General features: G+C 63.4%; 25 protein-coding genes. 12 read left to right on the top strand and 13 right to left on the bottom strand.

Features of this window, described 5'->3' with window-relative positions; genetic code table 11:
- Positions 1–16: 16 nt before the first annotated feature.
- From AC07UC_RS17530 to AC07UC_RS17540, 3 genes are all read right to left on the bottom strand, one after another.
- On the bottom strand, positions 17–1666 hold the full coding sequence (locus tag AC07UC_RS17530) for a thiamine pyrophosphate-binding protein (protein ID WP_494906866.1): 1650 nt from the start codon (positions 1664–1666) through the stop codon (positions 17–19).
- A complete protein-coding gene (locus tag AC07UC_RS17535) occupies positions 1663–2838 on the bottom strand; it encodes a CaiB/BaiF CoA transferase family protein (protein WP_494906867.1) in 1176 nt (391 codons plus the stop codon). Before AC07UC_RS17535 ends, AC07UC_RS17530 begins: the two co-directional genes overlap by 4 nt.
- 99 nt (positions 2839–2937) lie before the next feature.
- Positions 2938–3870: an alpha/beta fold hydrolase gene (locus tag AC07UC_RS17540; RefSeq protein ID WP_494906868.1), complete on the bottom strand. Its 933-nt coding sequence runs from the start codon at positions 3868–3870 to the stop codon at positions 2938–2940.
- A 183-nt stretch (positions 3871–4053) separates the two neighbouring features.
- Here AC07UC_RS17540 and AC07UC_RS17545 point away from each other — a divergent pair, with 183 nt between their 5' ends.
- Positions 4054–5061, top strand: coding sequence for a ribonuclease T2 family protein (locus AC07UC_RS17545; RefSeq protein ID WP_494906869.1), 1008 nt, complete (start codon positions 4054–4056; stop codon positions 5059–5061).
- A gap of 138 nt (positions 5062–5199) precedes the next feature.
- Here the strand turns inward: AC07UC_RS17545 and AC07UC_RS17550 are convergent, their stop codons facing one another.
- Entirely contained in the window at positions 5200–6486 is a 1287-nt protein-coding gene (locus tag AC07UC_RS17550; protein ID WP_494906870.1) for a GGDEF domain-containing protein, read from the bottom strand.
- Between the two features lie 253 nt (positions 6487–6739).
- On the opposite strand from AC07UC_RS17550, the gene ettA reads away from it, so the two are divergent.
- The 4 genes from ettA to AC07UC_RS17570 all read left to right on the top strand — a co-directional run bounded on the left by ettA (position 6740) and on the right by AC07UC_RS17570 (position 10903).
- Positions 6740–8389 carry an energy-dependent translational throttle protein EttA gene (gene ettA / locus AC07UC_RS17555; RefSeq protein WP_494906871.1) on the top strand — a complete coding sequence of 550 codons (1650 nt, stop codon included), beginning with the start codon at positions 6740–6742 and terminating at the stop codon, positions 8387–8389.
- Positions 8390–8434: 45 nt separating this feature from the next.
- Positions 8435–9205, top strand: coding sequence for a trans-aconitate 2-methyltransferase (gene tam, locus AC07UC_RS17560; protein WP_494906872.1), 771 nt, complete (start codon positions 8435–8437; stop codon positions 9203–9205).
- Between the two features lie 111 nt (positions 9206–9316).
- On the top strand, positions 9317–9652 hold the full coding sequence (locus AC07UC_RS17565) for a hypothetical protein (RefSeq protein ID WP_140775764.1): 336 nt from the start codon (positions 9317–9319) through the stop codon (positions 9650–9652).
- A gap of 129 nt (positions 9653–9781) precedes the next feature.
- Positions 9782–10903: a beta-ketoacyl-ACP synthase III gene (locus AC07UC_RS17570; RefSeq protein WP_140775765.1), complete on the top strand. Its 1122-nt coding sequence runs from the start codon at positions 9782–9784 to the stop codon at positions 10901–10903.
- A 56-nt stretch (positions 10904–10959) separates the two neighbouring features.
- Here AC07UC_RS17570 and AC07UC_RS17575 read toward each other — a convergent pair whose 3' ends face one another.
- The 3 genes from AC07UC_RS17575 to AC07UC_RS17585 form a co-directional block, all read right to left on the bottom strand.
- Positions 10960–11526, bottom strand: a complete 567-nt coding sequence (locus tag AC07UC_RS17575; RefSeq protein WP_140775766.1) for a methyltransferase family protein — start codon at positions 11524–11526, stop codon at positions 10960–10962.
- Between the two features lie 152 nt (positions 11527–11678).
- The gene (locus tag AC07UC_RS17580; protein ID WP_494906873.1) at positions 11679–12077 is read right to left on the bottom strand and encodes a VOC family protein; all 399 of its coding nucleotides are present in this window, start codon (positions 12075–12077) and stop codon (positions 11679–11681) included.
- 19 nt (positions 12078–12096) lie between these two features.
- Positions 12097–12519, bottom strand: a complete 423-nt coding sequence (locus AC07UC_RS17585) for a hypothetical protein (RefSeq protein ID WP_494906874.1) — start codon at positions 12517–12519, stop codon at positions 12097–12099.
- A 197-nt stretch (positions 12520–12716) separates the two neighbouring features.
- On the opposite strand from AC07UC_RS17585, the gene AC07UC_RS17590 reads away from it, so the two are divergent.
- The 3 genes from AC07UC_RS17590 (at position 12717) to AC07UC_RS17600 (ending at position 15149) form a co-directional block, all read left to right on the top strand.
- On the top strand, positions 12717–13286 hold the full coding sequence (locus AC07UC_RS17590) for a TetR/AcrR family transcriptional regulator (protein WP_494906875.1): 570 nt from the start codon (positions 12717–12719) through the stop codon (positions 13284–13286).
- A gap of 4 nt (positions 13287–13290) precedes the next feature.
- Positions 13291–13908: an MOSC domain-containing protein gene (locus AC07UC_RS17595; RefSeq protein ID WP_494906876.1), complete on the top strand. Its 618-nt coding sequence runs from the start codon at positions 13291–13293 to the stop codon at positions 13906–13908.
- A gap of 149 nt (positions 13909–14057) precedes the next feature.
- A complete protein-coding gene (locus AC07UC_RS17600) occupies positions 14058–15149 on the top strand; it encodes a serine hydrolase domain-containing protein (protein WP_494906877.1) in 1092 nt (363 codons plus the stop codon).
- A gap of 121 nt (positions 15150–15270) precedes the next feature.
- On the opposite strand, the gene AC07UC_RS17605 is transcribed toward AC07UC_RS17600, so the two are convergent.
- Entirely contained in the window at positions 15271–16110 is an 840-nt protein-coding gene (locus tag AC07UC_RS17605) for an SDR family oxidoreductase (RefSeq protein ID WP_494906878.1), read from the bottom strand.
- Positions 16111–16244: 134 nt separating this feature from the next.
- A complete protein-coding gene (locus AC07UC_RS17610) occupies positions 16245–17207 on the bottom strand; it encodes a D-amino acid aminotransferase (protein WP_494906879.1) in 963 nt (320 codons plus the stop codon).
- 155 nt (positions 17208–17362) lie between these two features.
- Here AC07UC_RS17610 and AC07UC_RS17615 point away from each other — a divergent pair, with 155 nt between their 5' ends.
- Positions 17363–17872, top strand: coding sequence for a hypothetical protein (locus AC07UC_RS17615; protein ID WP_140775773.1), 510 nt, complete (start codon positions 17363–17365; stop codon positions 17870–17872).
- A gap of 14 nt (positions 17873–17886) precedes the next feature.
- Here the strand turns inward: AC07UC_RS17615 and AC07UC_RS17620 are convergent, their stop codons facing one another.
- Together AC07UC_RS17620 and tsaA are read right to left on the bottom strand one after the other, a co-directional pair.
- The gene (locus AC07UC_RS17620; RefSeq protein ID WP_202326977.1) at positions 17887–18201 is read right to left on the bottom strand and encodes a DUF2293 domain-containing protein; all 315 of its coding nucleotides are present in this window, start codon (positions 18199–18201) and stop codon (positions 17887–17889) included.
- A complete protein-coding gene (gene tsaA, locus AC07UC_RS17625) occupies positions 18198–18722 on the bottom strand; it encodes a tRNA (N6-threonylcarbamoyladenosine(37)-N6)-methyltransferase TrmO (RefSeq protein ID WP_494906880.1) in 525 nt (174 codons plus the stop codon). The genes AC07UC_RS17620 and tsaA overlap by 4 nt, the downstream gene beginning before the upstream one ends.
- A gap of 193 nt (positions 18723–18915) precedes the next feature.
- Between tsaA and AC07UC_RS17630 the strand changes: the two genes are divergently transcribed.
- Together AC07UC_RS17630 and metF are read left to right on the top strand one after the other, a co-directional pair.
- Positions 18916–19938: an ArsR/SmtB family transcription factor gene (locus AC07UC_RS17630; protein WP_056573343.1), complete on the top strand. Its 1023-nt coding sequence runs from the start codon at positions 18916–18918 to the stop codon at positions 19936–19938.
- Complete coding sequence (metF, locus tag AC07UC_RS17635; protein ID WP_140775777.1) at positions 19938–20855, top strand: methylenetetrahydrofolate reductase [NAD(P)H]; 918 nt, start codon at positions 19938–19940, stop codon at positions 20853–20855. The genes AC07UC_RS17630 and metF overlap by 1 nt, the downstream gene beginning before the upstream one ends.
- A 431-nt stretch (positions 20856–21286) precedes the next feature.
- Here metF and AC07UC_RS17640 read toward each other — a convergent pair whose 3' ends face one another.
- The gene (locus AC07UC_RS17640) at positions 21287–22204 is read right to left on the bottom strand and encodes a DMT family transporter (protein ID WP_494906881.1); all 918 of its coding nucleotides are present in this window, start codon (positions 22202–22204) and stop codon (positions 21287–21289) included.
- A gap of 208 nt (positions 22205–22412) precedes the next feature.
- On the opposite strand from AC07UC_RS17640, the gene AC07UC_RS17645 reads away from it, so the two are divergent.
- Positions 22413–23633 (top strand): alanine racemase, encoded by a 1221-nt coding sequence (locus AC07UC_RS17645; RefSeq protein WP_494906882.1) that lies wholly within the window; start codon positions 22413–22415, stop codon positions 23631–23633.
- A gap of 80 nt (positions 23634–23713) precedes the next feature.
- Here the strand turns inward: AC07UC_RS17645 and AC07UC_RS17650 are convergent, their stop codons facing one another.
- Positions 23714–24892 carry a lytic murein transglycosylase gene (locus tag AC07UC_RS17650; protein WP_494906883.1) on the bottom strand — a complete coding sequence of 393 codons (1179 nt, stop codon included), beginning with the start codon at positions 24890–24892 and terminating at the stop codon, positions 23714–23716.
- Positions 24893–24968: the final 76 nt, after the last annotated feature.

Genomic DNA, 24968 nt, shown 5'->3' on the forward strand with positions numbered 1-24968 from the left:
TGCCGCCCCTTTTGAATCACGCCTTGTCGCGGATCTGAGTGAGCGTGCGGGTCGGCGTGATTGCTTCCGGATCGAGCCTGATTTCAACGATCGCCGGCTTGCCGCTGGCGCGCGCTCGCTCGAAGGCGGGCGCGAAATCGGCTGTCTTCTCGACTGTCTCGCCATGGCCGCCATAGGCACGGGCCAGCGATGCGAAATCGGGGTTCTTGAGGCCGGTGCCGACGACACGGCCGGGATATTCGCGTTCCTGGTGCATGCGGATCGTGCCGTAGATGCCGTTGTTGACGACGATGACGATGATCGGCAGGTCATACTGCACGGCGGTGGCGAATTCCTGGCCGTTCATCAGGAAGCAGCCGTCGCCGGCAAAGGCGATCACGGTGCGCTCCGGGAATAGCGCCTTGGCGGCGACCGCGGCCGGGGTGCCATAGCCCATCGAACCCGATGTCGGCGCGGCTTGTGTGCCGAAGCGCCGGGAGCGGTGGAAGCGATGCACCCAGGTGGCGTAGTTGCCGGCGCCGTTGGTAAGGATGGCGTCGTCGGGAAGGACCTTCTCCAGATAATTCATGATCGGTCCCATCTGGACCGGGCCGGGGCCGGTTTCCGGTGGTGTCGACCAGTCGAGATAGGCGGCGTGCAGTTTCGCCGGCTCTTCGTTCCAGCCTGGGGTCGCAGCCGGTTTGCGCCTGGCGAAAGCCTCGACGAAAGCCGAGGGCGAGGCGTTGATCGCCAGCGTCGGCCGGTAGACGCGGCCGAGCTCGCCGGCATCGGCGTGAACATGAACCAGCGCCTGGTCGGGGTAGGGGCTTTTCAGCAGCGTATAGTCGGAAGACGGCATTTCGCCCATGCGGCCGCCGATCAGCAGCACGAGGTCGGCCTGTTTGATGGCGTTGGCCAGTTTCGGATTGATGCCGATGCCGACATCGCCGGCATAGTTCGGGTGCAGATGGTCGAACAGCATCTGGCGTCGGAAGGAACAGCCGACCGGCAGCGACCATGTCTCTGATATGGCGCGCATGTGCGCCACCGCTTCCTCGTTCCAGCGCGTGCCGCCGAGGATGACGAAAGGGCGCTTGGCGCCGGCAAGCAGCATCTCCAGCGCGTCCAGCTCGGCCGCGCCGGGGTATGTCTCGACCGGCGTATGGGGAAGTGCGTCCGGCGCCTCGACCACGCTCGTCAGCATGTCCTCGGGCAACGAGATGACCACCGGGCCGGGACGCCCCGATGTCGCCACGGCGAAAGCACGGGTGACGAATTCAGGGATGCGCGCGGCGTCGTCGATCTCGACCACCCATTTGGCGATGTCGCCGAAGAACCTCTTGTAGTCCACCTCCTGGAACGCCTCCCGCTCCTTGGCGTGGCTGGCGACCTGGCCGATGAACAGGATGAGCGGCACCGAATCCTGCATGGCGATGTGGATACCGGCCGAGGCGTTGGTGGCGCCGGGGCCACGGGTGACGAAGCAGATGCCCGGCTTGCCGGTCAGCCTGCCCTGGCAGTCCGCCATCATCGCGGCGCCACCTTCCTGGCGGCAGACGATGGTGCGGATCGCCGAGTCGTGCAGCGCGTCGAGCACCGCGAGATAGGATTCGCCCGGCACGCAGAAGATGCGGTCGGTGCCGTTTGCTTCCAGCGCTTCGACGATCAGTTTTCCACCGGTCTTCATTTCGCTGATCTCTCCAGTTCGGCAAGGATTTCGTCTGTGTGTTCGCCTAGGCGCGGCGAAGGGCGTTCATAGACCAGCGGCGTGCCCGACATCACCATCGGCGCGCGCACGGAAGGCAGACGGTTGCCATGGCCGTCGTCGAGGTCGAGCCGCATGCCGCGCGCGATCGTCTGCGGGTCGGCGAACATCTGGCCGATCGTGTTGATCGGGCTCGCCGGCACGCCGGCGGCTTCGAGCTTTGCCAGCAGCGGATCGCGATCAAGGATGCTCAGCGCCTCGACGACGCGTTCGCGCAGCTTGACCCGGTTGGCGACTCGGGCGGGGTTGGTAGCGAAATCGGGACTGGCGGGCAGATCGTCCAGCCCGACGGCGGCGCAGAATTTCTGGAACTGACCGTCATTGCCGACCGCCAGGATGATGTGGCCGTCACGGACCGGCACCACCTCGTAAGGCGCGATGTTCATATGCGCATTGCCCATCTGCACCGGCGACTTGCCGGAGACGAGATAGTTGAGGTTCTGATTTCCGAGCGCCGAGATCTGCGTGTCGAACAGCGCCATGTCGATGTGCTGGCCTTGGCCGGTCTGGTCGGCGTGCCGCAGCGCGGCCTGGATGGCGATGACCGAATAAAGCCCGGTGAAGATGTCCGAGATGGCGACGCCGGCCTTTTGCGGCTCACGGCCGGGCTCGCCGGTGATCGACATCATGCCGGCCATGGCCTGGATGATGAAGTCGTAGCCGGCGCGTGGCGCATACGGACCGTCCTGGCCAAACCCGGTGATCGAGCAATAGACGAGGCGGGGGTTGATCTGGCGCAGGCTGTCATGGTCGAGCCCGTATTTCCTGAGCCCGCCGAGCTTGAAATTCTCGATCAGCACATCCGATGTGGCGACCAGCCGGCGGATGGTTTCGGCACCCTCAGGCGTCGAAAAGTCGATGGCGATGGAGCGCTTGCCGCGATTGCAGGAATGGTAATAGGCGGCCGACAGGTTCTCGCCGTCATGGCTCATGACGAAGGGCGGGCCCCATTTGCGGGTGTCGTCGCCGCCGTCGGGGCTTTCGACCTTGATGACATCGGCGCCGAGATCGGCAAGCAACTGTCCAGCCCAGGGGCCGGCCAGGATGCGGGCGAGTTCGATGACGCGGACGCCTTTCAGCGGGGGTTCAGCCATAAATCACCATGATTGCCGCAATCACCGTGATTGCCGCGAAAGCAGAGGCTCTATCAAGCCCGGCAAGGGCTGTCACGGCCCTTGCAATAGGCCAATCCGTCACGCCTTCAGGGCACAGTCGGCCCAAGCGGCGAAATCGTCCATGATGATGTCGCGATTCACCTCGTTCAGGCTTTCGTGGCGGGTGTCGGCGTAAACCTTTGAAACGAGATTCGAAAAGCCCATCCTGAGCATGCGGTTGGCAAGGTGAGTGATGCCCTTGCCGTAGTCCGAAGCGGGGTCTTTCTCGCCGCCGATGATGGCGACCGGAAGGTCGCGCCGCACGCTCGTGAACCCGGCATCCTTGCCGCCGTTCATCGCCATCGAGACCACATCGTGCCACATCGACACCGAGGCGTCCCAGCCGCACAGCGGATCGGCGATGTATTTTGCCACCTCCGCCTCGTCGCGCGACAACCAGTCGAACAGTGTGCGGTGGTTGGGCACCGCCTTGCCCCACGCCTGGAAGGTGAGTTTCGGCAGCAGGCGCGATGGAACGTCGGAGCCCAGCCGCATCCGTTCCCAGGCAAGGATGCCCAGCGCCACCTGCCCAAGCCGCCCTTGCGAGAAATTGCCGTTCCAGATCGCGGCGGCGTGGACACGCGGCGAGTGGCTCAAAAGGTAGTTCAGCGCTATCGACGCGCCCATCGAATGACCGAAAAGGATGACCGGCAGATCAGGGCATTCGCTGGCGATCAGGTCATGGATGGCATCGACGTCGGCGATCACCTTGGCCTGGCCATCCTTGTCGGCGAATTTGCCGAGCGGCGCGTCGGGCGCCTTGGTCGCGCCATGGCCGCGATGGTCGTGGACATAGACGTGGAAGCCGCGCACGGCCAGGAAATCGGCGAAACCGGCATAGCGCGCGGCGTGTTCGGCCAGTCCATGATTGATCTGGACGACGGCACGTGGCCGGCTGTCGGCATGCCTGACGAGGAGATTGAGATCGGCGCCGGTCGGTGAGCGGACCATGCGTTGTTGACTGAAAGGCATGGCCGCCTGCTCTCGCCCCCATTTATCGTTGTTGGTTTTGTTTGCGCCGGCGCCGGTTTCGCGTCAATCCACAGCAACTGCTTTTGCGCGACGATGTTTCTTGCGTTTGGCCAGCAAAACATCGCAATTCTGACATGGAGACAGCTTCAGTCTGTCGCCCACTTTCTTCAGCCGGGGATTCTCATGCGCATTGGTGTTGTTTTCGGATTGGCCATGCTGGCGGTGTCGCTGGCCGGCGCGGCGCATGCCGACGTCAAGATGAGCGGCACTTTCGTCGCCGACGCTGCCTGTCCGGCAACGCAAGCCATCAAGAACAGCAAGAATCCCGGCAATGTCTCGACCGATGCCGGACAGAGCTACCAGCTGCTGGCCGGCAACAAGGACGCGCCGACACATTATCTGATCCTGGTGCCGGGCGCCGATCCGGAGCGCCGCTGGGTGAAGGTCAGTTGCGGCCATCTGTCGGGCAGCAGTGCGGCGACGGTGCCGGTGGCACCTGGCGGACAAGGCAAGCTCGCCGCCTCTGGCAAACCCGAATATGTCTTCGCGCTGAGCTGGCAGCCGGCTTTTTGCGAGACCAAGTCGAACAAGACCGAGTGCAAGGCGCAGAACCCGAACGAGTTCGATGCCACCAATTTCACCCTGCACGGCCTGTGGCCGCAGCCGAACGGCAATTTCTATTGCCAGGTGGCGGCCAACGACAAGGCCAACGACAATCCGGCTCACTGGAAGGACCTGCCGCCGGTCAATCTGGACGCCGGCACCCGCAAGGAGCTCGACCAGGTGATGCCGGGCACGGCGTCCCAGCTGGAGCGGCATGAGTGGATCAAGCACGGCACCTGCTACGGCAAGAGCCAGCAGGAGTATTTTGCGGATGCGCTCAGCCTGATGCGGGAGGTCAACAGCTCGCCGGTGCGCGATCTCTTCGTCAAGAACATTGGCGGCAAACTGACGGCGGACCAGATACGTGGTGCCTTCGACACCGCGTTCGGCGCCGGGGCAGGGGACCGCGTGCGGGTGTCCTGCGTCATCGATCCCACGAGCGGCCGGCGGCTGATCGGCGAACTGACGCTTGGCCTTGCCGGTCCGATCGGCCCGAACGCTTCGCTCAAGGACCTGTTGCTCGCCTCGGTGCCGACCAACAAGGCCGGTTGCCCGACCGGCACCGTCGACGCGATCGGGTTCCAGTAAGCACGCCGCGGCTTCCGGTACGCGCCCGAACGGCTGTCGACCGCCCGTGAAGCACTGCGCTGAAATGGCTGGCGATCGCGTTGATGACGGCCCTGACGCTGACGAGCATTCGGCGCCAGAGAAAATCCCAGACCGGCGCTAGAATTGCCCCGACTTGGTCCAGGCGACGGCCATATCGGCCTCAGGGCCGCCTGGCTCGCCGACGACGCGATCGCGCCCGGTCGACTTCGCCTTGTAAAGGCGCTGGTCGGCGAGCGCAAACAGATCGGCAAGGCAGCGGGTCGTTTCGCTGACGGTTGAAACGCCGGCGCTGACGGTCAGCTCGAAGCGGCTGGTGACGGCCGATGCCTTGACCGCGTAGCGGATGCTTTCGCCAAACAGCCTGGCGACCGAATGCGGACGCGAACTCAGGACGGCGAATTCCTCGCCGCCGATCCGGAACACCTGGTCTTCGGCGCTGGCCACCTCGCGAAGCAGGGTCGCAACCGCCTTCAGCACCTTGTCGCCCTCGGCATGGCCGAAACGGTCGTTGATCGACTTGAAATGGTCGACATCGATGATCAGCAGGCTGAGTGGCCTCGCCGTGCGCAGGCTGACCTCGACCGCGGCTTCCCCGTCAGCGTCGAAGCGGCCGCGATGCAGCAGGCCGGTCAGGCCGTCGCGGCCGACATGCTCGACCAGTGCTTCGTAGCGCTCGCGGTATGTCAGGGTTTGGAAAATGTCGGTCAGTCCGCGCGGCAGCGGAATGTCGCGCTCCTCGAACCATCTGAGGTAAGCCACCAGCATGCCGCTGAAGGCCAGGGCCGCGGCCATCTTGGCGAACCAGCCGCCGAAGAAGACATCGATCGGTGCGCCGGCAACGAAATGCAGCGCGGTGAAGAAACCCGCCTGGTCGAAGGTCAGCACGCAGGCGACGCAAATCAGGATGCGCGCGAACTGCGCCTGGCGCAGGTGCCGGCCAAGCTTTTCATAGATCAGGATGAGCAGAATGGCGTCGATGAACAGCAGCGTCGTGCCCCACACCATCAGCCAGCCCATCTCGTCGATGAAGCCGATGTCGGGCAGCCGGCCGTCAGGCAGCGGCGCGATGGCGTGCAGGCGCAAGAGCAGCACCAGCCCGATCATCAGCCCATTGCCGAGCAGCAGGCCGTAGATCGGCTGGCGTACGGTGGCCGCGTCCTCCTTCATGTAGAGCAGGAGGAGCATCACCAGCTTGCCCGAAAACAGCACCGCCGAGCCCGGCGAAACCATGCCGAACGGCAAGGCGACATAAAAGACGCTGGCAAGATAGGTTTCCAGGAAGTGCATGACGCCGAGCGCGCAGACGAAGACGCCCAGACCAATGCGCTTCCTGAAGCGGAAAAGCGTAACCATGACGCTGAAGTAGACGATCGCTTCGGCAAGGAGCAGGAAACTGTTCAACAATGCCGTCGATCCGCTCTCTTTCCAGGAAACGCCGTAAGCCAGCGATTCCACCCCGATCCTGTTTTGACGATGAAGGGTTAACCGGAGCTTTCAGCGGCTTCGTTGCCGATGGAAATCTTCAGGAGGCGGCGCACACTTGTCCGTGTGGTCGGCTTGATCTGGCAAAAGCGATTGCCGTTCGCCGCCGCATCGCCTACATAGCGGCCAACCTCCATTCAAATCGACAATTCAGTCAGTTTCAGGGAAAGCGCGCGTGGCACGCCAGTTCATCTATCACATGTCCGGCCTGTCGAAGGCCTATGGCACCAAGAAGGTGCTCGATAACGTTCATCTGTCCTTCTACCCGGACGCCAAGATCGGCATTCTCGGGCCGAACGGCTCGGGCAAGTCGACGATCCTGCGCATCATGGCCGGGCTGGACAAGGAGTTTCAGGGCGAGGCGTGGTTGGCCGAGGGCGCGACAGTCGGCTACCTCCCGCAGGAGCCGCATCTCGACCCCAAGAAGACCGTGATGGAAAACGTCATGGAAGGCGTCGCACGGAAGACGGCCATCATCGAACGCTACAACGAGCTGATGATGAACTATTCCGACGAGACGGCCGACGAGTCCGGCAAGCTCCAGGACGAGATGGACAGGCTGAACCTGTGGGATCTCGAGCAGCAGGTCGAGATGGCGATGGACGCGCTGCAGTGTCCGCCAGGCGATTCCGAAGTGACCAACCTGTCGGGCGGCGAGCGCCGCCGTGTGGCGCTTTGCCAGCTTCTGTTGCGCCAGCCGGACCTGTTGCTGCTCGACGAACCGACCAACCATCTCGACGCCGAGACCACGGCGTGGCTGGAAAAGCACCTGCGCGACTATCCGGGCTCGGTGCTGATCATCACCCACGACCGATACTTCCTCGACAATGTCACCGGCTGGATCCTCGAACTCGATCGCGGCCGCGGCATTCCCTACGAAGGCAACTACACCAGATATCTCGATGCCAAGGCCAAGCGCCTGATCCAGGAAGGCCGCGAGGACGACGCTCGCCAGAAGTCGATCTGGCGCGAGCGCGAATGGATCCAGTCGAGCCCGAAGGCACGCCAGACCAAGTCGAAGGCGCGTATCAAGGCCTATGAGGAACTGGTCGAGCAGTCGCAGAACCGCAAGCCGACCGACACGCAGATCGTCATTCCCTCGAGCGAGCGTCTCGGCAATGTGGTCATCGAAGTCGAAGGCCTCAACAAGGGCTTTGGCGACGAGCTTCTGATCGAGAACCTGTCGTTCCGCCTGCCGCCGGGCGGCATCGTCGGCGTCATCGGCCCGAACGGCGCCGGCAAGACGACGCTGTTCAAGACCTTCACCGGGCAGGAAAAGCCGGATGCGGGCACCGTGCGCATCGGCGAGACGGTCAAGCTGGGCTATGTCGACCAGAGCCGCGATGCACTGGATGGGAACAAGACCGTGTGGGAAGAAATCTCCGGCGGCGCCGAAATCATCAAGCTCGGCAAGCACGAGATCAACAGCCGCGCCTATTGCTCGTCCTTCAATTTCCGTGGCGGCGACCAGCAGCAGAAGGTCGGCAACCTGTCCGGCGGCCAGCGCAACCGCGTGCATCTGGCCAAGATGCTGAAGAATGGCGGCAATGTCCTGCTGCTCGACGAACCGACCAACGACCTCGACACCGAAACGCTGGGAGCGCTGGAAGACGCGCTCGAAGCCTATGCCGGCTGCGCCGTCATCATCAGCCACGATCGCATGTTCCTCGACCGCATGGCGACCCACATGCTGGCCTTCGAAGGTGACGCGCATGTCGAGTGGTTCGAAGGCAATTTCGAGGAATATGAGAAGGACAAGCTGCGGCGCCTGGGCGCCGAAGCGGCGGCCCCGCACCGCATGACGCACAAGCGGCTGACGCGGTAGGGGACCATGGGGGCGGCGAATTCTCAAACCATATGAGGAGTTCAAATGGCTGACTGGTCCGCCGCCCAATATCTGAAATTCGAGGATGAGCGTACGCGGCCCGCGCGCGACCTCGCAGCCCAGGTGCCGGTCGATTTCCCGCGCCGGGTCGTCGACATCGGCTGCGGGCCGGGCAATTCGACCGAGCTCCTGGTCGAGCGCTGGCCGGATGCTCAGGTGAGCGGTTTCGACACCTCTTCCGACATGATCGAAAAGGCGAGGGCGCGCCTGCCCAATGTCAGCTTCGACCTCGCCGATGCTTCGACATGGCAGCCGGCCGAGCCGGTCAATGTCATCTTTGCCAATGCGGTGTTCCAGTGGCTGCCCGAGCACCCTGCGGTGTTTCAGAGGCTGATGGGCTTCCTCGCGCCCGGCGGTGCGCTGGCGGTCCAGATGCCGGACAATATGGCCGAGGATTCGCACCGGCTGATGCGCGAGACCGCCGCCGAAATGCCGTTTGCGGCAAGGATAAAAGGCGCGGCGCGCGCGCCGCTGCCACCAGTGTCGTTCTACTACGACCTGTTGTCGCCGCTCAGCGACCGGCTCGATATCTGGCACACCATCTACAATCATCCGCTGGCCGATGCCGAGGCGATCGTCGAATGGGTCAAGGCGACCGGGCTGAAGCCGTTCCTCGATCCGCTGGATGCGGACGAGCGCAAGCTGTTCCTCGACAGCTACACGGCCAAGATCGCCAAGGCCTATCCCAGAACGGCAAACGGCAAGGTTCTGCTGCGCTTCCCGCGAATTTTCATTGTCGCAAAAAGGGCCGGCTAGGAAAGAATTACCCACTTTGCTTGAGCCCTGACGCGGCCGCTTGACCCGGTTTGACCGCCGTGCCCAACTCATCGCGCGGGCGACGATGGCCCGCATGGCAGGGGGTGAATGATGACTTTGAAAAGATTGCTTTACGGCGGTGGCGTATGCGCGGCGGCACTACTGGCGTTTTCGGTTTCGGCTGAAGCCAAGCGGGCGCGCTGCTTCACCACGGATGACGGGTATTTTCCGTGCAGCTACCGCGCGATCGATGGTGCGGGCAGCTTCCGCATCTCGGCGCCGGGCTATCCGACCTATGTGCTGGAGATCGACGGGCCGGGTTTTGCCTATGGCTACGTCAATCTCGGCCGCCGCAACGTGCCGTTGCCGGGACAATATGTGCGCAGCCGCGACGATGGCGCCTGCTGGAACAACCCTCAGACAAGCACCAAGCTGTGCGCCTGGTGAAAGCGGGTCAGGCCGGCCTGAACCCTTGATTTAAGCCGGCGTAAACCGGCAGGATGAGAAAAGTGTTGCGCCGAAGCGTTTCGGCGCCCACATGAAGCCGCAACGCCTGCGGATGGGACGGACTGAAACATGCATCGCGTCATCATCAGCGGCATCGGCGCTGAAATTCCTGAAGCTGTCATCACCAATGAAGAGCTGGTCGAGAGCTTCAACAGCTGGGTCGACACGGAGAATGCGCGCCGCCAGGGTACCGGCGAGGCGCTGCTGCAGAAATCCGACAGCGACTTCATCGTTCATGCCTCGGGTGTGAAATCCCGTCATGTGATCGAGCGCGAAGGCATACTCGATCCAACCCGCATGACGCCGCGCATTCCGGCGCGGCCCGACGATGCGCTGTCGCTGGAAGCGGAATTCGGCATCGCCTCGGCCAGGAAGGCGCTTGACCATGCCGGGCTTCAACCGTCTCAGATCGATTTGATCATCTGCTCGGCTTCGCACCACCAGCGGCCCTATCCGGCGATCGCCATCGAAATGCAGGAGGCGCTGGGGACAAGGGGCGCGGGCTTCGACATGGGGCTTGGCTGTTCGTCCGCCGCCGCGGCCCTTCACATGGCCGTCAATCTGGTGCGCTCGGGCGCGCACAAGCGCATCCTGGTGACCACGCCGGAAATCATCACCGGCCATCTCAATTTCCGCGACCGGCAGACGCATTTCATCTTCGGCGACGCCTCGGTGTCGCTGGTGGTGGAGGGACTTGCCAAGGGCGACAAACGGCCGGGACGCTTCGAGGTGTTGGACACACGCATCTGGACGCAGATGTCGAACAACATCCGCACCAATCTCGGCTATCACACGCGCACCGCCCAGGACGATCCCTACATGATCAACCTGGAAGGCAATTTGATCAAGCAGGTCGGCAACAAGGTGTTCAAGGAAGTCACCGTCGCCGGCCAGAAGTTCATCGTCGAATTCCTGGCCGAGCACGGGCTGACCCCTCAGGCGGTCCGGCGCTTCTGGCTGCACCAGGCCAATGCGCGCATGAATGCCATGATCCTGAAGCTCTCCTTTGGCCACGATGTCGATCATGACCGTGCGCCGATGGTGCTGGAGCGGCTGGGCAACACCGCGGGCGCCGGCGCCATCGTGGCGCTGTCGGAGAACCATGCCGACATGAAACCCGGGGATTTCGGCTTGATCTGCGCCTTTGGCGCGGGGTATTCGATCGGCGGCGCGCTCATCCGGATGCTTTGACGCGCGCCGATATTCAGGTGATGCCGGCCTGCAAACGAAGGCTTTCCGCGCTTCCGTCAGGCCGGTGTGAAGGGCACCAGCATCGGCACCCGCCGTGCGTAATCGTCATAGGCGGGGCCTAGTTCGCCGCGCAGGAAGCGTTCCTCGAGCTTCGCCTTCATGACGACGCCGATGATGAGCAGGGCCGCGCCCGCAATACCCCAGACCGTGCCCTTTGCCGCCATGGTGGCGAGCACCGCCAACAGCAGCCCTGTATAGATCGGATGCCGGACCAGGCCGTAGGGGCCGGTGTCGATGATGCGGTGGTCTGCCTTGGAAGTGACCGAGGCCGACCACAGCCTGCCCAGATGAATGCGCGCCCACCACGAGAAGATCAGCCCGATGGCGATCAGGGCAGTGCAAGCCCAGGCCTCGGCGAGGGTTGGGGTCCACAATCTCAACCTGCCTTCATAGCCGTGCGCCGGAACGAACAGCAGGATGGTGCCGGCCAGCCAGAAGACACGGTAGCGGACCTCAGCCCCGATGGTGGCGCGTTTTTGAGCCGGATCAGCCCATGCCGCGGCCGCAATCCACGTGAGCACCCAAATCAGCCAGAGCAGCGTGATTGCCGTCACCGGTCGCATGCCGAACCTCCGGTCCTTGTTTCATGCAGGTCGCGCTCCCAAAACCGGGACTCCTTTTGGGCGACATGCAGTCGAGCACCATGAGAGCGAGCCGACGCGGCGGCAATGCGGCGCCAGTTCCATTTCCGGTAAGAAGATCGTGATCCTTATCCTCACTCGCTGGAACAGCTGAACATCCATTGCACGCCATGGGCGTCGACCAGCATGCCGAAACTGCTTCCCCAATATTGCCGCGCCAGGGGCACGGCGATGCGACCGCCGGCGGCCATGCGTTGGAAAAGCTCCCGCATGGCGGCCGGATCGTCGAATTCCAGCATCATGGCGGAGCCTTTCATCGGCTCCGCATCGTCATTGTCGGAGGCATGAAACAGCACGCCGGGACCTTCGAAGCGCGCATGCAGGATCTTTCCGCGCATGGCTTCGGTTCGTACCGGCATGCCGTTGTCGCCCCAGCGCAGCAGGATGGTTCCCCGGCCAAGGCCGCATTGTTCGTAGAAGGCCAGAGCCGGCTCGCAATTGGTGGTGAAGAACAGCGAAGGGGAAAGCCGCATCCTGTCGTTCCCCATCGGTTCAGTGCGCCGCGGCGGTGACGGCGGCGACAAGCGCATCGCCTGTATATTGCCTGTCGCCGATGCCCCAGCCGCCGTCGGGCGCGTTGACGATGTTGATCCAGGTGTTTTCAGGCTTGTGCTCCGGGACGCAGAGATCGGCGACAATCCCGGCGGCGGTGGTGATGAAGGCCTTGCGGGCTTCAACCGAGCCAAGGCCGATATTGGGCAATTTCAACTCAACCATGACGACAGGCCGGTTGGCACCGCCGGCATAGATGTGGCGGGACGGCAGGACATGGACCGTGCCGCCGACGATCGCGGTGAAGAAGGAATTGCCCTTGGCGCCGGAGGCTTCGATCAGGGCGGCGCTGAGGCGCGGCAGGATTTCGCGCTCTCCGGCCGGGGTCAGTACACCTTCCGGCGCGGTCACTGTGATTGGCATCTGGGCTCTCCTTGTCCTCTGGTTGCACGGCCTTGCCTGACGGATCGTCTTCCGGCTTGCCATGTTTCGTATCAATTGTTACGTTATGCGAAGCAGGCAAGTCAACAGGTTTCGTATCGATCACTATGGATAATTTGGAAAAGGCCAGGGGCGGTCGTCCCCGTGCGTTCGACCCCGACCGGGCACTGGATGCGGCGATGCATCTGTTCTGGGAGCATGGCTATGAAGCGACGTCGCTTGCCATGCTGCGCGAGGCGATGGGGCTGACGCCGCCGCAGATCTACAATGCTTTCACCGACAAGGAGACGTTGTTCCGCAAGACGCTGACACGCTACCACGAGACCGAGATAGGGTTTGCGCTGGAGGCGCTGAGTGCGCCGGTAGCGACGCGCGAGGCGATCCGGCGGTTGCTCATGGGGGCGGCGGAGGCCTATTCCAGGCCTGGCAAGCCAGGCGGATGCCTTTTCGTCAGTGGCGCGCTGGCGGCCTCGCCACAGGCGCAAGCCATTGCGGATGAACTCAAGGCCTATCGCAAGGCGAGCGAGGCGGCGATCGCGCAGCGGCTGGCCAAGGGCAGGGCGATGGGCGATCTGCCGGTAGGCGTCTGTGCCGAAGGCTTCGCCAAATTTGTTGCAGGCGTCATGAATGGCATGTCGATCCAGGCGCGCGACGGCGCATCGGTAGAAGAGTTGCGCGTTTTGGCCCAAACCGCTCTTGCGGCATTGCCGGACGAAGGGCAAAACCAGGGCGCATCATCCAAGGAATGAAGCCATGCTGGATCTCTTCCCCGAGGCCGAAAAGCCGGTCGAAATCATCCCGGCAAAGAAGCTTTCCGCCCGTGCGGCCGCGCTTTATGCCGCGCCGGCGGACCATTTCCAGACACGCCCGGTGGAGGAATTGCGGCTGGGCTTCGACGGCATATCGGGCGATTTCCATGCCGGCGCGACGCGGCGCTCGGGCGGCCGCGAACCCTGGTATCCGCGCGGCACCGAAATGCGCAACGAACGGCAACTGTCGATCGTGGCAGCGGACGAACTGGCTGTCGTCGCCGAGCGGATGGGGCTAGCCGAGATCAAGCCGGAATGGATCGGCGCCAATCTGGTGATCGAAGGCGTGCCGCATCTGTCGATGCTGCCGGCCGGCACGCTGCTGTTCTTCAAGGACGGCGTCACCCTCAAGGTCGATGCCCAGAACGGACCGTGCCGTGTCGCCGGGCGGTCGATTGCCGAGAATTCTGGAATGGCCGATATCGAAGCCGGCGCATTGTTGTTCCCGAAAGCGGCGAAGCGGCTGCGGGGCGTCGTCGCCTGGGTCGAGAAGCCGGGAACGATCAAGGCCGGCGAAGGGATTTCGGCGCGGGTACCGGAGCAGTGGATTTACAAGACATAGCTTCTTCCGGCTTGAGCGGCGGGAGAAGGGCAGGGCCACGATTGACCCCAGGGGGCGCAGGCGGCCTGCCGGGGTAGCAGTTTGACAGGTTGCAAATGATTGTCCGAACAAGCCGCAGGCAGATCCTCAAATATGTGGGAGCGACAATAGTGGTTAGCACGACACCGGCCATGGCGGACGGCGACTGGCAGATTGCCGCGCCAAACACGGCGGGATTCAAATCCGATCCCGCGGCGAGCTTCGACGAACTGGCGAAGATGGGCAAACTGGCGGGGGTCCATGGAGTCGTTGCCCTTCGGGGCGGTCGTATCGTGTTCGAGCGCTACATGGACGGGAACGACATGAGATGGGGGCAGTCGCTCGGGAACGTGGCATTTGGGCCCGACACGCTGCACGATGTCAGGTCGGTCACCAAAAGCATCGTCGGTCTGCTCTATGGCATCGCGCTCGCCGGCGGCCAGGTGCCGGGACTTGATGAACCTGTCGTCGCGCAGTTTCCCGAATACCCCGATCTTGCCAGCGATCCACAGCGCAAGCGCCTGACCATTCGCCATGCCTTGACCATGACGCTTGGCACGGAGTGGAACGAGAACGTGCCGTACACCGATCCCGCCAACAGCGAAATCGCCATGGAGCAGGCGCCGGATCGCTACCGCTTCATCCTCGATCGCCCGATACTTGCCGAACCGGGAAAGAGATGGACCTACAGCGGCGGAGCCGTTGCGCTGCTCGGAAAGATCATCGAGAGGGGCACCGGCCAAAGCTTGCCTGAATTCGCTCGTGGCGCGCTGTTTGATCCCCTCGGAATCAACGCCATGGACTGGATTCGCGGACAGGACGGCGAAGCGTCGGCCGCGTCGGGCCTGCGGCTGGCGCCGCGTTCGCTGGCTCGTATCGGGCAGATGATCCTGCAGGACGGGCAATGGGAGGGCCGCGCGGTCGTACCGAAATCCTGGCTCGATCAGAGTTTCCAGCCCGCCGCATTGGTCGACATGGGCTGGCCGGGAATGCGCTACGGCTATCTCTGGTATCTGGGCGAGGAGGCCGTAACGGATAGAGCTGGGACGTATGGGGAGCGGTTTGTCGCCGCCTTTGGAAATGGCGGACAAAGGTTGTTTGTCTTCCCCGGCCTCGATTTCGTACTCGCCATAACGACCGGAAACTACAATTCCCCCGATCAGTGGCGAGCGCCCGCGGCCATATTGTACAATGTATTTCTTCCTGGCCTGACCGGCACCTGACCGATCGCTTCCTGCCCAATCCGGCCGGAACCGGCCCGATCCCGACAGACGCGAGCAAACGTTTGTCGGGATCAACCGGAGCAGCTGCACCGCCTGGAGGGCGATGCAGCATGGATGCGCCTCAGCCCTTGCGGTTCTTGTTGGGGCCTTGCGCCATGATGGACACCTGGTCCCACTTGTCCCAGGTGGCGAGGCGGTTGGCGTATTCCTGGCGGATCATCGGCAGGCCGCCATCGCCGAAGAACACGCGCAGCGGCGGTTCGGCGGCGTCGACGATGGCCAGCATCGCCGGGCCGGTCGCTTCGGGATCGCCGGCGACCGAGTTGGCGCGGCGCTCGGCCATCTTGGCGCGGGCAGGCGCATAGGCCTCGATCGGCTTGGATACCTTGGCTGAGGCGCCGGACCAGTCGGTGGAGAAGCCGCCCGGCTCGACCAGCGTGACATGGATGCCGAACTCCGCGACCTCGATGCTGAGTGACTGGCTGAAGGCTTCCAGCGCCCATTTCGAGGCATGATAGAGGCCGAGCGAGGCAAAGGCGTTGACGCCGCCGATCGACGAGATCTGGATGATGTGGCCGGACCTCTGCGACCGCAGGATCGGCAGGGCTGCCTGCGTGACCCAGAGCGCGCCGAACACATTGGTTTCGATCTGGTCGCGGGCTTCCTGCTCGCTGACTTCCTCGATGGCGCCGAAATGGCCATAGCCGGCATTGTTGATGACCACGTCGAGCCGGCCGAAGCGCTTGTGCGCCTCTGCGACAGCGGCGTCGACTGCTTTCTTGTCGGTGACGTCGAGTTTTATCGCGGCAATGTTGTCGCCATACTTCTCGACCAGATCGGCGAGCGTGCCGGCGTCACGGGCGGTCGCGGCAACGCGGTCGCCACGCGCCAATGCGGCCTCGACCCAGACGCGGCCAAAACCCTTCGACGATCCGGTGATGAACCAAACCTTTGATGTCATGATGTGGGATCCTTGCCCCTGCGGGCATGATTTTGGGTGAAAGCGGAGGCTTCTCCGCTTTCGGGCATATACAGTCCGTCCCCTGATTTTCCAGAGGCGAGGGGAAATCTTTTTTTGAACAGGGCGGCCGGGTATCAGGGATATCTTACGGGGCTCGACCACGCCGGGTGATCGTGCTTTCGCCAATAGAGCGCCATCAGCCGGCTGGTAACGGGCCCGACCTTGCCATCGGCGATCGCCGCGCCGTCGATCCGCGTCACCGGCATGATGCCGCCGGCGGTCGAGGTGATGAAGACCTCGTCGGCCGCCTTGAGCGCGGCGACGCTGACATCGATGGCCTCCACGGTGAGCCCTTCCTCGCCGCAGAGATCGAAAACGGTGCGGCGGGTGATGCCGGGCAGCACGCCGATGGCCGGCGTCGACAGTCTGCTATCCTCGACGCAGAAGACGTTGAAGCCCGGGCCCTCGGCGACATTGCCGTTGAAGTCGAGAATGAGCGCGGTCTCGGCGTCGCGGTCATAGGCATCGTAGAGGCCGCGCACCAGGTCGAGCCAGTGGTAGTTCTTGATCGCAGGATCGATCGAAGCCGGCGGAATGCGCACCTTGTCGCTGATGGCGACGTGCAGGCCGCGCCGCAACTGTTCGGCATTGGCGACCGAGCCGAATTGCACCGCGAACGCCATGAAGCGGTTGATCGCCTGGCGTGGATCGCGGCTGAAGGTCGGCGAGGCGCCGCGGGTGCACAGCATCTCCACATAGGCGGCGCGATGACCCGACAGCGCGACGCAATTGTGCAGGATCTCGGCCACGCCATCCCTATCGAAGGGGATCGCCATGCGCAGCTTTTCGAGCCCGCCGAAGAAGCGGTCGAGATGCAGGTCAAGCCGGAAGAAGCGGCCGTCCCAGACATGCACCGTATCGTAGGTGGCGTCCGAGTGCAGGAATCCCCAATCCAGTACCGACACCTTGGCCTGCGACATCGGCAGGTACTGACCATCGAGGAAGGCGATGCCGTCGGGATAGGAATGCGGGTCGACGTGGCGATCGCCAACCAGGGGCAGTTGCGCCAGGTCCTCTGTTGCCTTCGTCCGGTTCATCGCGGCCTCCTCTCGCACAAGGCGGACCAGCAGGCTATCGGCGCCGGACAGAAGCGATAGAGCCAGCCATCAGGCGCTGTTCGTCCTCCATGATCTGGCCGATACATCGGATTGGAGTTGCCGTATGATCCGGCAGCTTGGAATGGGAGGGGGATATGGTCAGGCTTGGGACCGTCATCGCAATCATGATGATTTTCGCCGCCGCGGGCGAAGCCAGCGCGCAATGCGTGAAACAAGGCGACGAACTCTGCCAGAACGGCCAGACCTATCGCTGTGAAAAAACAGGCAGCGAACTGACGCCGATCTTCCAGAACCTGCCTTGCGCGGTGAATGTGCCGGCACAGACGCTGGCCGGCACCTGGGTCGGCAGTGGTCACCAGAGCCCGGCGGGTGATGCCGGCGCCGACTGGTCGATCGCCATGACGATCAGGGATGATGGCGCATCGATCGACTATCCGTCACTCGGCTGCGGCGGGTCGCTGTCGCAGACGTCGCGGGACGGGACATCCGCTGAATTCCATGAAAGCATCACTTACGGCCAGGACAAATGCATCGACGGCGGCGACATCACCGTCCGGTTTTTCAAGGGGAACCTGTCCTGGACCTGGGTCGGCCAGGCCGACGGCCAGCCTTACAATGCGGTCGCCGTGCTGAAGCGAAAATAAACGGACCTGCCGTCTCATTCATCCTCGTCGTCGGCGTCGAGCAGGCGTGTCGCCCGCCAGCGGGTGAGCACCATGTTGGTCTGCTCGATGACGAAGAAGCGTGCGGAGTCGCGGTCATATCCCTCGGCCAGCAGCTTTTCGTAATCGGTGTGCATGTGGCGGATGTGGGCGATCGTCGCCAGCCACACCGCGATCGTCGGCGGCAAGGTCTTCATATGCACCGAGCCGGCATCGGCACGAATTTTCTCCATGTCGGCATAAGGCCCCAGCGGCAGGAGCGCTGTCAGCGCCTTGGCGATGGCGCGGCGGCGGCCGGTCGGCGCCGTCATCGCTCCTCGCGCCCTTCGATGGTCGCCTCCGGCACGGCGTCAGTCGAGGCGAAGTAAGGCTTGATGTCGATGACCGGGGTGCCGTCAAGCGCATCGATGGCCTCGATATCGATGCGCCCGGCGGCGATATCGAGCCCGACAAGTTTTGCCACATGCAGGCCGATCGGGTTCGGCCGGGCAGGGGAGCGCAGGCCGAATACGCCTTTTGCTTCAGCCGCATGGCGCGGTTTCTGAACAATCAGATTCCGCGGCGCGTGATGCAGCCAGGACAGGATGACGACGTGGCTGGCGCGCTCCAGGCCCTGCAAGCCGCTGCGATAGGGCGCGTCGATGGTCAGCACCGCCGGCTGGCCGGTCTCGCGGGCAGCGCGCATGTTCTTAGGGCAGCTCTCGCGTGTCGTCCATGGCGAGGCGATGCGGCCGATGAAGACGACGCCGCCATCCGCGGGCGTCGCGGCCGGATCCTGTTCCAGCTTCTGCTCACCTTCGCGCGCCTCGAACATCTCACGCGGTGCGGTCATTCTGCCATCTCTGTGTCGGTGCCTGTCATTGTCCCGAAACCGCTACACGTTTTTGGGCGATATGCACCGGGAAATCACACATGCGGCATTTTCTTGTCCGGAAGCGACATAGCGCTTGCAAGGTTTTCAAAATCGACATAAACATATGTTTATATCTTTTTCAAACCTGATGCGCTGAAAAGAGAATACGCGGATGCATGTCTCGCTCGACACCATGGTGGATACGCTGAAGGCGGCGGCCGAATCCAGCCGTCTGCGCATATTGGCACTGTTGTCGCGCGGCGACCTCACCGTTTCCGATCTTACCGAAATTCTCGGCCAGTCGCAGCCGCGCGTCTCGCGGCACCTGAAGCTCTTGCTGGAGGCCGGGCTGATCGGCCGTTACCAGGAAGGGTCGTGGGCTTTCTTCCGCCTGTCGGATGCCGATTCCGCGCGGGACTTTGTCATGGGGCTGGTTTCCAGCATTCGCGGCGCCGATCCGCAGGTCGAGCGCGATCTCGAGCGCCTGGCCTCGGTCAAGCGCAAGCGGCAGGACCGGGCGGCGGAGTATTTTTCGGTGAACGCGGCAAGCTGGGACCATATCCGCTCGCTGCATGTGCCGGACCGCGCCGTCGAGGCCGCGATGCTGAAGCTGGTCGGCAAGCGGCCGTTCCAGTCGATGCTGGATCTTGGCACTGGCACCGGGCGGCTGCTCGAAATCTTCTCGCCGCTCTACCGGCGCGGCGTCGGCATCGACATGTCGCGTGAAATGCTGACCGTGGCGCGCGCCAATCTCGACAAGGCCGGCGTTTCCAACGCGCAGGTGCGGCAGGGCGATATCTTCTCGCCGCCGGTCGAGCGCGACGCCTTCGATCTCGTCACCATACACCAGGTGCTGCACTATCTCGACGATCCGGCTCGCGCCATCCACGAGGCGGCGCGGCTGTTGCGCCCGTCGGGCCGGCTGGTGATCGTCGACTTCGCGCCGCACACGCTGGAATTCCTGCGTGACGAGCATGCGCATGTCAGGCTCGGCTTTTCCGACCGGCAGATCGGCGAGTGGTTTGCCGAGGCGGGCCTCGATCTCGAGGATGCCCAGGAGTTCGAGCCGCGCGGCGGCAACGAAGCCAGACTCACCGTCAAGCTGTGGCTTGGCCGCGACCGGCGCCTGCTGATCGCCGATCCTGCCAATGACAGCCAGCAGAGCAAAGTAAGTTCGATAGGGGAAATCGCCTGATGAACCAGTTCCGCTTTTCCCGCCGCCCCGACATTGGCGACAAGGTCAGGGTTTCCTTCGAATTCTTCCCGCCCAAGAACGACGAGATGGAGGCGCGCCTCTGGGACACGGTCACTAGGCTGGAGCCGCTGAAGCCGAAATTCGTCTCGGTGACCTATGGCGCTGGCGGTTCGACGCGCGAGCGCACGGCGCGCACGATCAGCCGTATCCTGAACGAGACGAGCCTCACGCCGGCCGCGCACATGACCTGTGTCGACGCCGCCCGCCATCAGGTCGACGCCGTGATCCAGGAATTCGCCGATATGGGCGTGAAGCGCTTCGTCGCCTTGCGCGGCGACCCGGCCGCCGGCGTGGGCACCGCCTACCGCCCGCATCCGGACGGCTATGCCAACGGTGCCGAATTGGTCGGAGCGCTGAAGGACGCCGGCGATTTCGACATCTCGGTCTCGGCCTATCCGGAGAAGCATCCGGAAAGCCCTGACTTCGCCACTGATATCGACATGCTGAAGCGCAAGGTCGACAATGGCGCGACGCGGGCGATCACCCAGTTCTTCTTCGACAATGATCTCTATGAACGTTATGTCGAGCGCGCGCGCCGCGCCGGCATTTACATCCCGATCGTGCCCGGCATCCTGCCGGTGCACAATTTCACCCAGGTCGCCAATTTCTCGGCGCGCTGCGGCGCGCTGGTGCCGGCATGGCTGGCGGAGCGCTTCGACGGCCTGCAGAACGACCCGCAAACCCATGCGCTGGTGGCATCGGCGGTCGCCGCCGAGCAGGTGCTGGACCTGGTCGAGCGCGGCGTGGGTGACTTCCACTTCTACACGATGAACCGCGCCGACCTTGTCTTTGCCATCTGCCACATGATCGGCATCCGCTCGCACGAGGCGGAGGTGGCGGGCTCGGCTGCTGCGTGAGGCAGGGCTGAACAGCAAAAGGCCGGGTAAAAACCCGGCCTTTCGAATTGCTTAGACTATCTGGTGCTGGTCTTCCCCGGGTTGGCGGGTTCAGGGAAGGACGCCCATAATGAGGGCGCCGATGAAAGCAAACGCAGCACAAATCATCAATGCGTTGATTGGCCTCGTGAGTCCCATGACATAGCCTCCTCTTAAAGAGCTATGCCTAGGAGTCTAGGTCCATTTGTGCCACAGGCAAGCGGAAAATGTGCTGCATTGCGACGTAATTGCTAGAATTGCGACCTCGGTTTTGCCGTTAGCCGTTGAAACTTCTCGGCAAAAACCCGCTTCAGACCTGTGAATAAATTGTGGCGGGATGGTGTCGCGAGCGTGTCATGGTAGCGCTACATCAGCGAAAGCCGACTTCGATTTTCGCGCCAATGCGGTTCAGCCTACCGCCTTCCAAGGACGCGTCCGTCGATTGTGAGAAGACCAAGTCCGATCAGCACAACGCCGCCGATCTCGAACAACTCCAGACGTTCGCCGAGGAACAGAAAACCGAGCAGCATGGCACTGGCCGGAACGATCAGCGTGACCAGCGAGGCGTTGGTGGCGCCGGCCGAGGCGACGAGGTTGAAATAGAGGATATAGGCAAAGGCGGTGGACAGGAGAGCCAGTGCCAGCACCGCCGCCCAGACCGGCGGCGAGGCCGAGAGCAGTCCGGCCGGGCCGTAGGTCAGGAGCACAATGGGGATCATGATGATGGTCGAGGCGGTCAGTTGCCCGGTGGCGATGACCGGCGAGGGCACGCCCTTGAAGCGGCGGGCGACCATCAGCGCAATACCATAGGACAGCGAAGCGCCGATCAGCGCGAATTTCGCCCAGACCGGGCCGCCAAGCCCGGCGAGCAGGCCGGGACCGATCATCACGGCGGTGCCGGCAACGCCGAGCGCGATGCCGGCGAGCTTGTTCCAGGAGAGCTTTTCATCCGACGTCATCGCGTTGGCGAGGACCAGCGTCCAGAACGGCGTGGTTGCGTTGAGCACCGAGGCGACGCCGGCGCCAAGCTGGGTCTGGCCGGCGAAGATCAGCGAGAAGGGGACGACGTTGTTGGTGAAGGCGAGCAGGAAGAACAGGCCGGCATGTGGAAGGGCAAGGCGGAACGAGGGGCCGCGCAGGCCGAGATAGAGCTGCAGCGCGATCGCCGCGATGGCGACGCGAAACAGCACTAGCACCAGCGGATGAAGTTCGGCCACGGCGATGCGGGCGAAGAAGAACGAGCCACCCCAGATCGCGCCGAGCAGCAGCAATTGCCCCCAGTCGGCAAGCGTCATCGGTCCGCGCGGTGCTGATGTCGCGGCTATTGCCATGTCTATCGTCCTCCCCAGACGGCCCGGATGCAGCCGGTCAGACACAAGGCATATCCGTTCCGGCGACAAGGGCCACCCGAAACCTGATCGCTGGCAAACGACGCCGCCAAAACTAGCGCCGCTGCGTCAGTTGCACGAGACACAGAATTGTTTTCATTAGCCGCTAGCTTGGATTAATTGTGCGCAGGCTGAAGTCGAGGATTCGTCAATGCAGCGATTCGAGAATGCCCGCGAAGCGGCTCTGGCGCTTCGCCCGGACGATCCCGTCTATTGCTTCCGCCCGCAGGTGCTGAAGGCCGATGCCAGGCAGTTCATGGGCATGTTCCCCGGCAAGACCGCCTATGCGGTCAAGACCAATGGCGAGCAGATCGTGCTGAAGACGCTGGTCGAGGCCGGCGTCACCGCTTTCGATGTCGCTTCACCAGGTGAATTCGCGGCCGTGCGTGCCGTCTCGCCCGATGCCGAGATGCTCTACATGCACCCGGTCAAGGCGCAGTCGGATATCAAGCTGGCGCTGGAGAAATACGCCATCCGTGTCATCTCGCTCGACCACGAGGACGAGATCACCAAGCTGACCCGGGTGGTGCGGGCACTCGACATCGACCCGGGCTCGGTCAGCGTGTTCGTGCGGGTGCAGACCAAGGGGCATGCCGCCTATGAGCTGTCGAAGAAGTTCGGCGCCGGTCCGGCCTATGCCGTGGAACTGGCGGAGCGGCTGAACCGTACGGGCTACAGAGTGGGCCTGTGTTTCCATGTCGGCAGCCAGATCGAGGATCCAGATACCTATGAGCGGGCGCTGGCTTCGGCCGACTGGGTGCGCAACCGGCTGACCTTCGATCTTGCCGGGCTCGACGTCGGCGGCGGCTTTCCCGCCGAATACGGCCATGATCCCAACCGCAAGCAGATCGAGATGCCGTCGCTCGGCCAGATCATGTCGCGGCTTTCCGGTGACCTGAAAGAGTACCAGTTCGACCAGATGCCGCTGGTGGCCGAGCCGGGCAGGGTGATCGTGGCGCGCTGCCTGTCGCTGATCGTGCGGGTGCTGTTGCGCAAGGGCAAGCGGCTCTACATCAATGACGGCATCTGGGCATCGCTGTCGGATTCCTGGACCGGCAAGATCACGCTGCCGGCGCGCTTCATTCCCGATCCGGCGATCAGGACCCGTAATGGCGATGAGAGCAAGATCGTGCCGTTCAAGGTCTGCGGCGCGACCTGCGATTCCGTCGACATCCTGTCCAGGCCATTCTGGCTGCCGGAAACCGTCGACACCGGCGACTGGATCGAGATCGGCCATATCGGCGCCTACTCGCTGTCGCTGCGCACACGCTTCAACGGCTTTTATCCCGACACCTTCGTCGAGGTGACGACGCCGTTCGACGAGGGCGACGCGCCGCAAGGGTTCGCGAGCTTGGAGACGATGGCGGATTAGGGAATAGGGCAATAGTGAGTAGTGAGCAGTGAAAATATAGAAATTCCCTACTGACTATTCCCTACTCACTACTCACTTTTTCATAATTTCCCCAACAGCTCCGGTGTCGGCCAGCCGTCCACCGGCAGGCCGAGCCGCATCTGTTCCTTGCGGATGGCTTCGCGCGTGTTGGTGCCGAGAATGCCGTCGACTGTGCCGACGTCGTAGCCCCGGGCTTCGAGCTTGGTCTGCAGCGCCTTCATCTGGTCGTTGTTGAGGCCTTGTTCGGGGTTGCGCGGATCAAGCGGCGGCGCGCCGGCGAACCGCGCGGCGAGATTGGCCGCGGTCAGCGCGTAGGTGAAGGACTGGTTCCATTCGAGATAGACATCGAAATTGTCGTAGGTCAGGAAGGCTGGCCCCTTGCGGCCCATGGGCAGGGCCAGGCCGGCCTTCAGGCCCTTGTCGACGAGCGGCGAGCCGTCGGGATTGGTGACGCCCCACTGCGCCCACTGTGTCAGCGGCAATTTGTTGGTGCGCCCGGTCTGGTCCCAGGGCATCTCGTCGGGCACCCGCACTTCCTGGATCCAGGGTTCGTCACGCTTCCAGCCGCGCGACAGCACCTTGTTGGCGGTGGTCATGATCACGTCGGGCACGCTGTTGCGCAGGTCGATCTTGCCGTCGCCGTCACCGTCGACGCCCCGGGCCAGATAGTCCGAAGGCAGGATCTGCGTCTGGCCGATCTCGCCGGCCCAGGCGCCCTTGACGTCGGCCGGCAGTACGCCGCGGTCGATCAGTTCCAGAAGCGGCACCAACTGTTGCCGGAACAGTTGCGGGCGGCGGCAATCATGCGAAAGCGTCACCAGTGCGCTCAGCGTGTGGAAATCGCCCTGAACGGCGCCGAAATCGGTTTCGAGCGCCCAGAAGGCGGTGATGACCGGCGCCTGGACGCCGAACTGCTGGTCGGCACGGGCGAAGATGTCGGCGTATTTCTTCATGTTCGCCGCACCTTGCTTCAGCCGGTAGGCGGAGATCATGCGGTTGGAAAACTCGATGAAGGTCTGGGTGAAGACGCCCTGGGCGCGGTCGCGCGCCAGCGCTCTCTCGTCAAAATTTGCATCTTCCAGCGCGTCGAGGCCGACGGCGCCGACACCGGCCGCCTTGGCTTCCGCCGCCACGCCCTGTTTCCAGGTCTCGAAGTCGCCGCCGCATTCCTGTGCCATCGCCGGCAGGGCCGTAGCGCACAGGAATAGCGCCGCGAGGGCTTGGGAACGCAGTCGCATCAGCTTCCTTCCGAAACGAAGAGGGCATTGTCGTGATCGGCTGGAAGCCCAACGCCCCGAATTACCAGCGGTTGCA

The organism is Mesorhizobium sp. GW821-FHT04C10 (assembly GCF_059420305.1).

Excerpts from the sequence above, each read along its gene's own strand:
- AC07UC_RS17540 (WP_494906868.1), bottom strand. The coding sequence starts at position 3,870 with ATGCCTTTCAGTCAACAACGCATGGTCCGCTCACCGACCGGCGCCGAT.
- AC07UC_RS17585 (WP_494906874.1), bottom strand. The coding sequence starts at position 12,519 with ATGCCAATCACAGTGACCGCGCCGGAAGGTGTACTGACCCCGGCCGGA.
- AC07UC_RS17610 (WP_494906879.1), bottom strand. The coding sequence starts at position 17,207 with ATGAACCGGACGAAGGCAACAGAGGACCTGGCGCAACTGCCCCTGGTT.
- AC07UC_RS17590 (WP_494906875.1), top strand. The coding sequence starts at position 12,717 with ATGCATCTGTTCTGGGAGCATGGCTATGAAGCGACGTCGCTTGCCATG.
- AC07UC_RS17565 (WP_140775764.1), top strand. The coding sequence starts at position 9,317 with ATGACTTTGAAAAGATTGCTTTACGGCGGTGGCGTATGCGCGGCGGCA.
- AC07UC_RS17650 (WP_494906883.1), bottom strand. The coding sequence starts at position 24,892 with ATGCGACTGCGTTCCCAAGCCCTCGCGGCGCTATTCCTGTGCGCTACG.
- AC07UC_RS17575 (WP_140775766.1), bottom strand. The coding sequence starts at position 11,526 with ATGCGACCGGTGACGGCAATCACGCTGCTCTGGCTGATTTGGGTGCTC.
- AC07UC_RS17615 (WP_140775773.1), top strand. The coding sequence starts at position 17,363 with ATGGTCAGGCTTGGGACCGTCATCGCAATCATGATGATTTTCGCCGCC.
- AC07UC_RS17630 (WP_056573343.1), top strand. The coding sequence starts at position 18,916 with ATGCATGTCTCGCTCGACACCATGGTGGATACGCTGAAGGCGGCGGCC.
- AC07UC_RS17535 (WP_494906867.1), bottom strand. The coding sequence starts at position 2,838 with ATGGCTGAACCCCCGCTGAAAGGCGTCCGCGTCATCGAACTCGCCCGC.
- AC07UC_RS17580 (WP_494906873.1), bottom strand. The coding sequence starts at position 12,077 with ATGCGGCTTTCCCCTTCGCTGTTCTTCACCACCAATTGCGAGCCGGCT.
- AC07UC_RS17645 (WP_494906882.1), top strand. The coding sequence starts at position 22,413 with ATGCAGCGATTCGAGAATGCCCGCGAAGCGGCTCTGGCGCTTCGCCCG.
- AC07UC_RS17545 (WP_494906869.1), top strand. The coding sequence starts at position 4,054 with ATGCGCATTGGTGTTGTTTTCGGATTGGCCATGCTGGCGGTGTCGCTG.
- AC07UC_RS17640 (WP_494906881.1), bottom strand. The coding sequence starts at position 22,204 with ATGGCAATAGCCGCGACATCAGCACCGCGCGGACCGATGACGCTTGCC.
- AC07UC_RS17620 (WP_202326977.1), bottom strand. The coding sequence starts at position 18,201 with ATGACGGCGCCGACCGGCCGCCGCCGCGCCATCGCCAAGGCGCTGACA.
- AC07UC_RS17570 (WP_140775765.1), top strand. The coding sequence starts at position 9,782 with ATGCATCGCGTCATCATCAGCGGCATCGGCGCTGAAATTCCTGAAGCT.
- AC07UC_RS17530 (WP_494906866.1), bottom strand. The coding sequence starts at position 1,666 with ATGAAGACCGGTGGAAAACTGATCGTCGAAGCGCTGGAAGCAAACGGC.
- AC07UC_RS17595 (WP_494906876.1), top strand. The coding sequence starts at position 13,291 with ATGCTGGATCTCTTCCCCGAGGCCGAAAAGCCGGTCGAAATCATCCCG.
- tam (WP_494906872.1), top strand. The coding sequence starts at position 8,435 with ATGGCTGACTGGTCCGCCGCCCAATATCTGAAATTCGAGGATGAGCGT.
- metF (WP_140775777.1), top strand. The coding sequence starts at position 19,938 with ATGAACCAGTTCCGCTTTTCCCGCCGCCCCGACATTGGCGACAAGGTC.
- tsaA (WP_494906880.1), bottom strand. The coding sequence starts at position 18,722 with ATGACCGCACCGCGTGAGATGTTCGAGGCGCGCGAAGGTGAGCAGAAG.
- AC07UC_RS17605 (WP_494906878.1), bottom strand. The coding sequence starts at position 16,110 with ATGACATCAAAGGTTTGGTTCATCACCGGATCGTCGAAGGGTTTTGGC.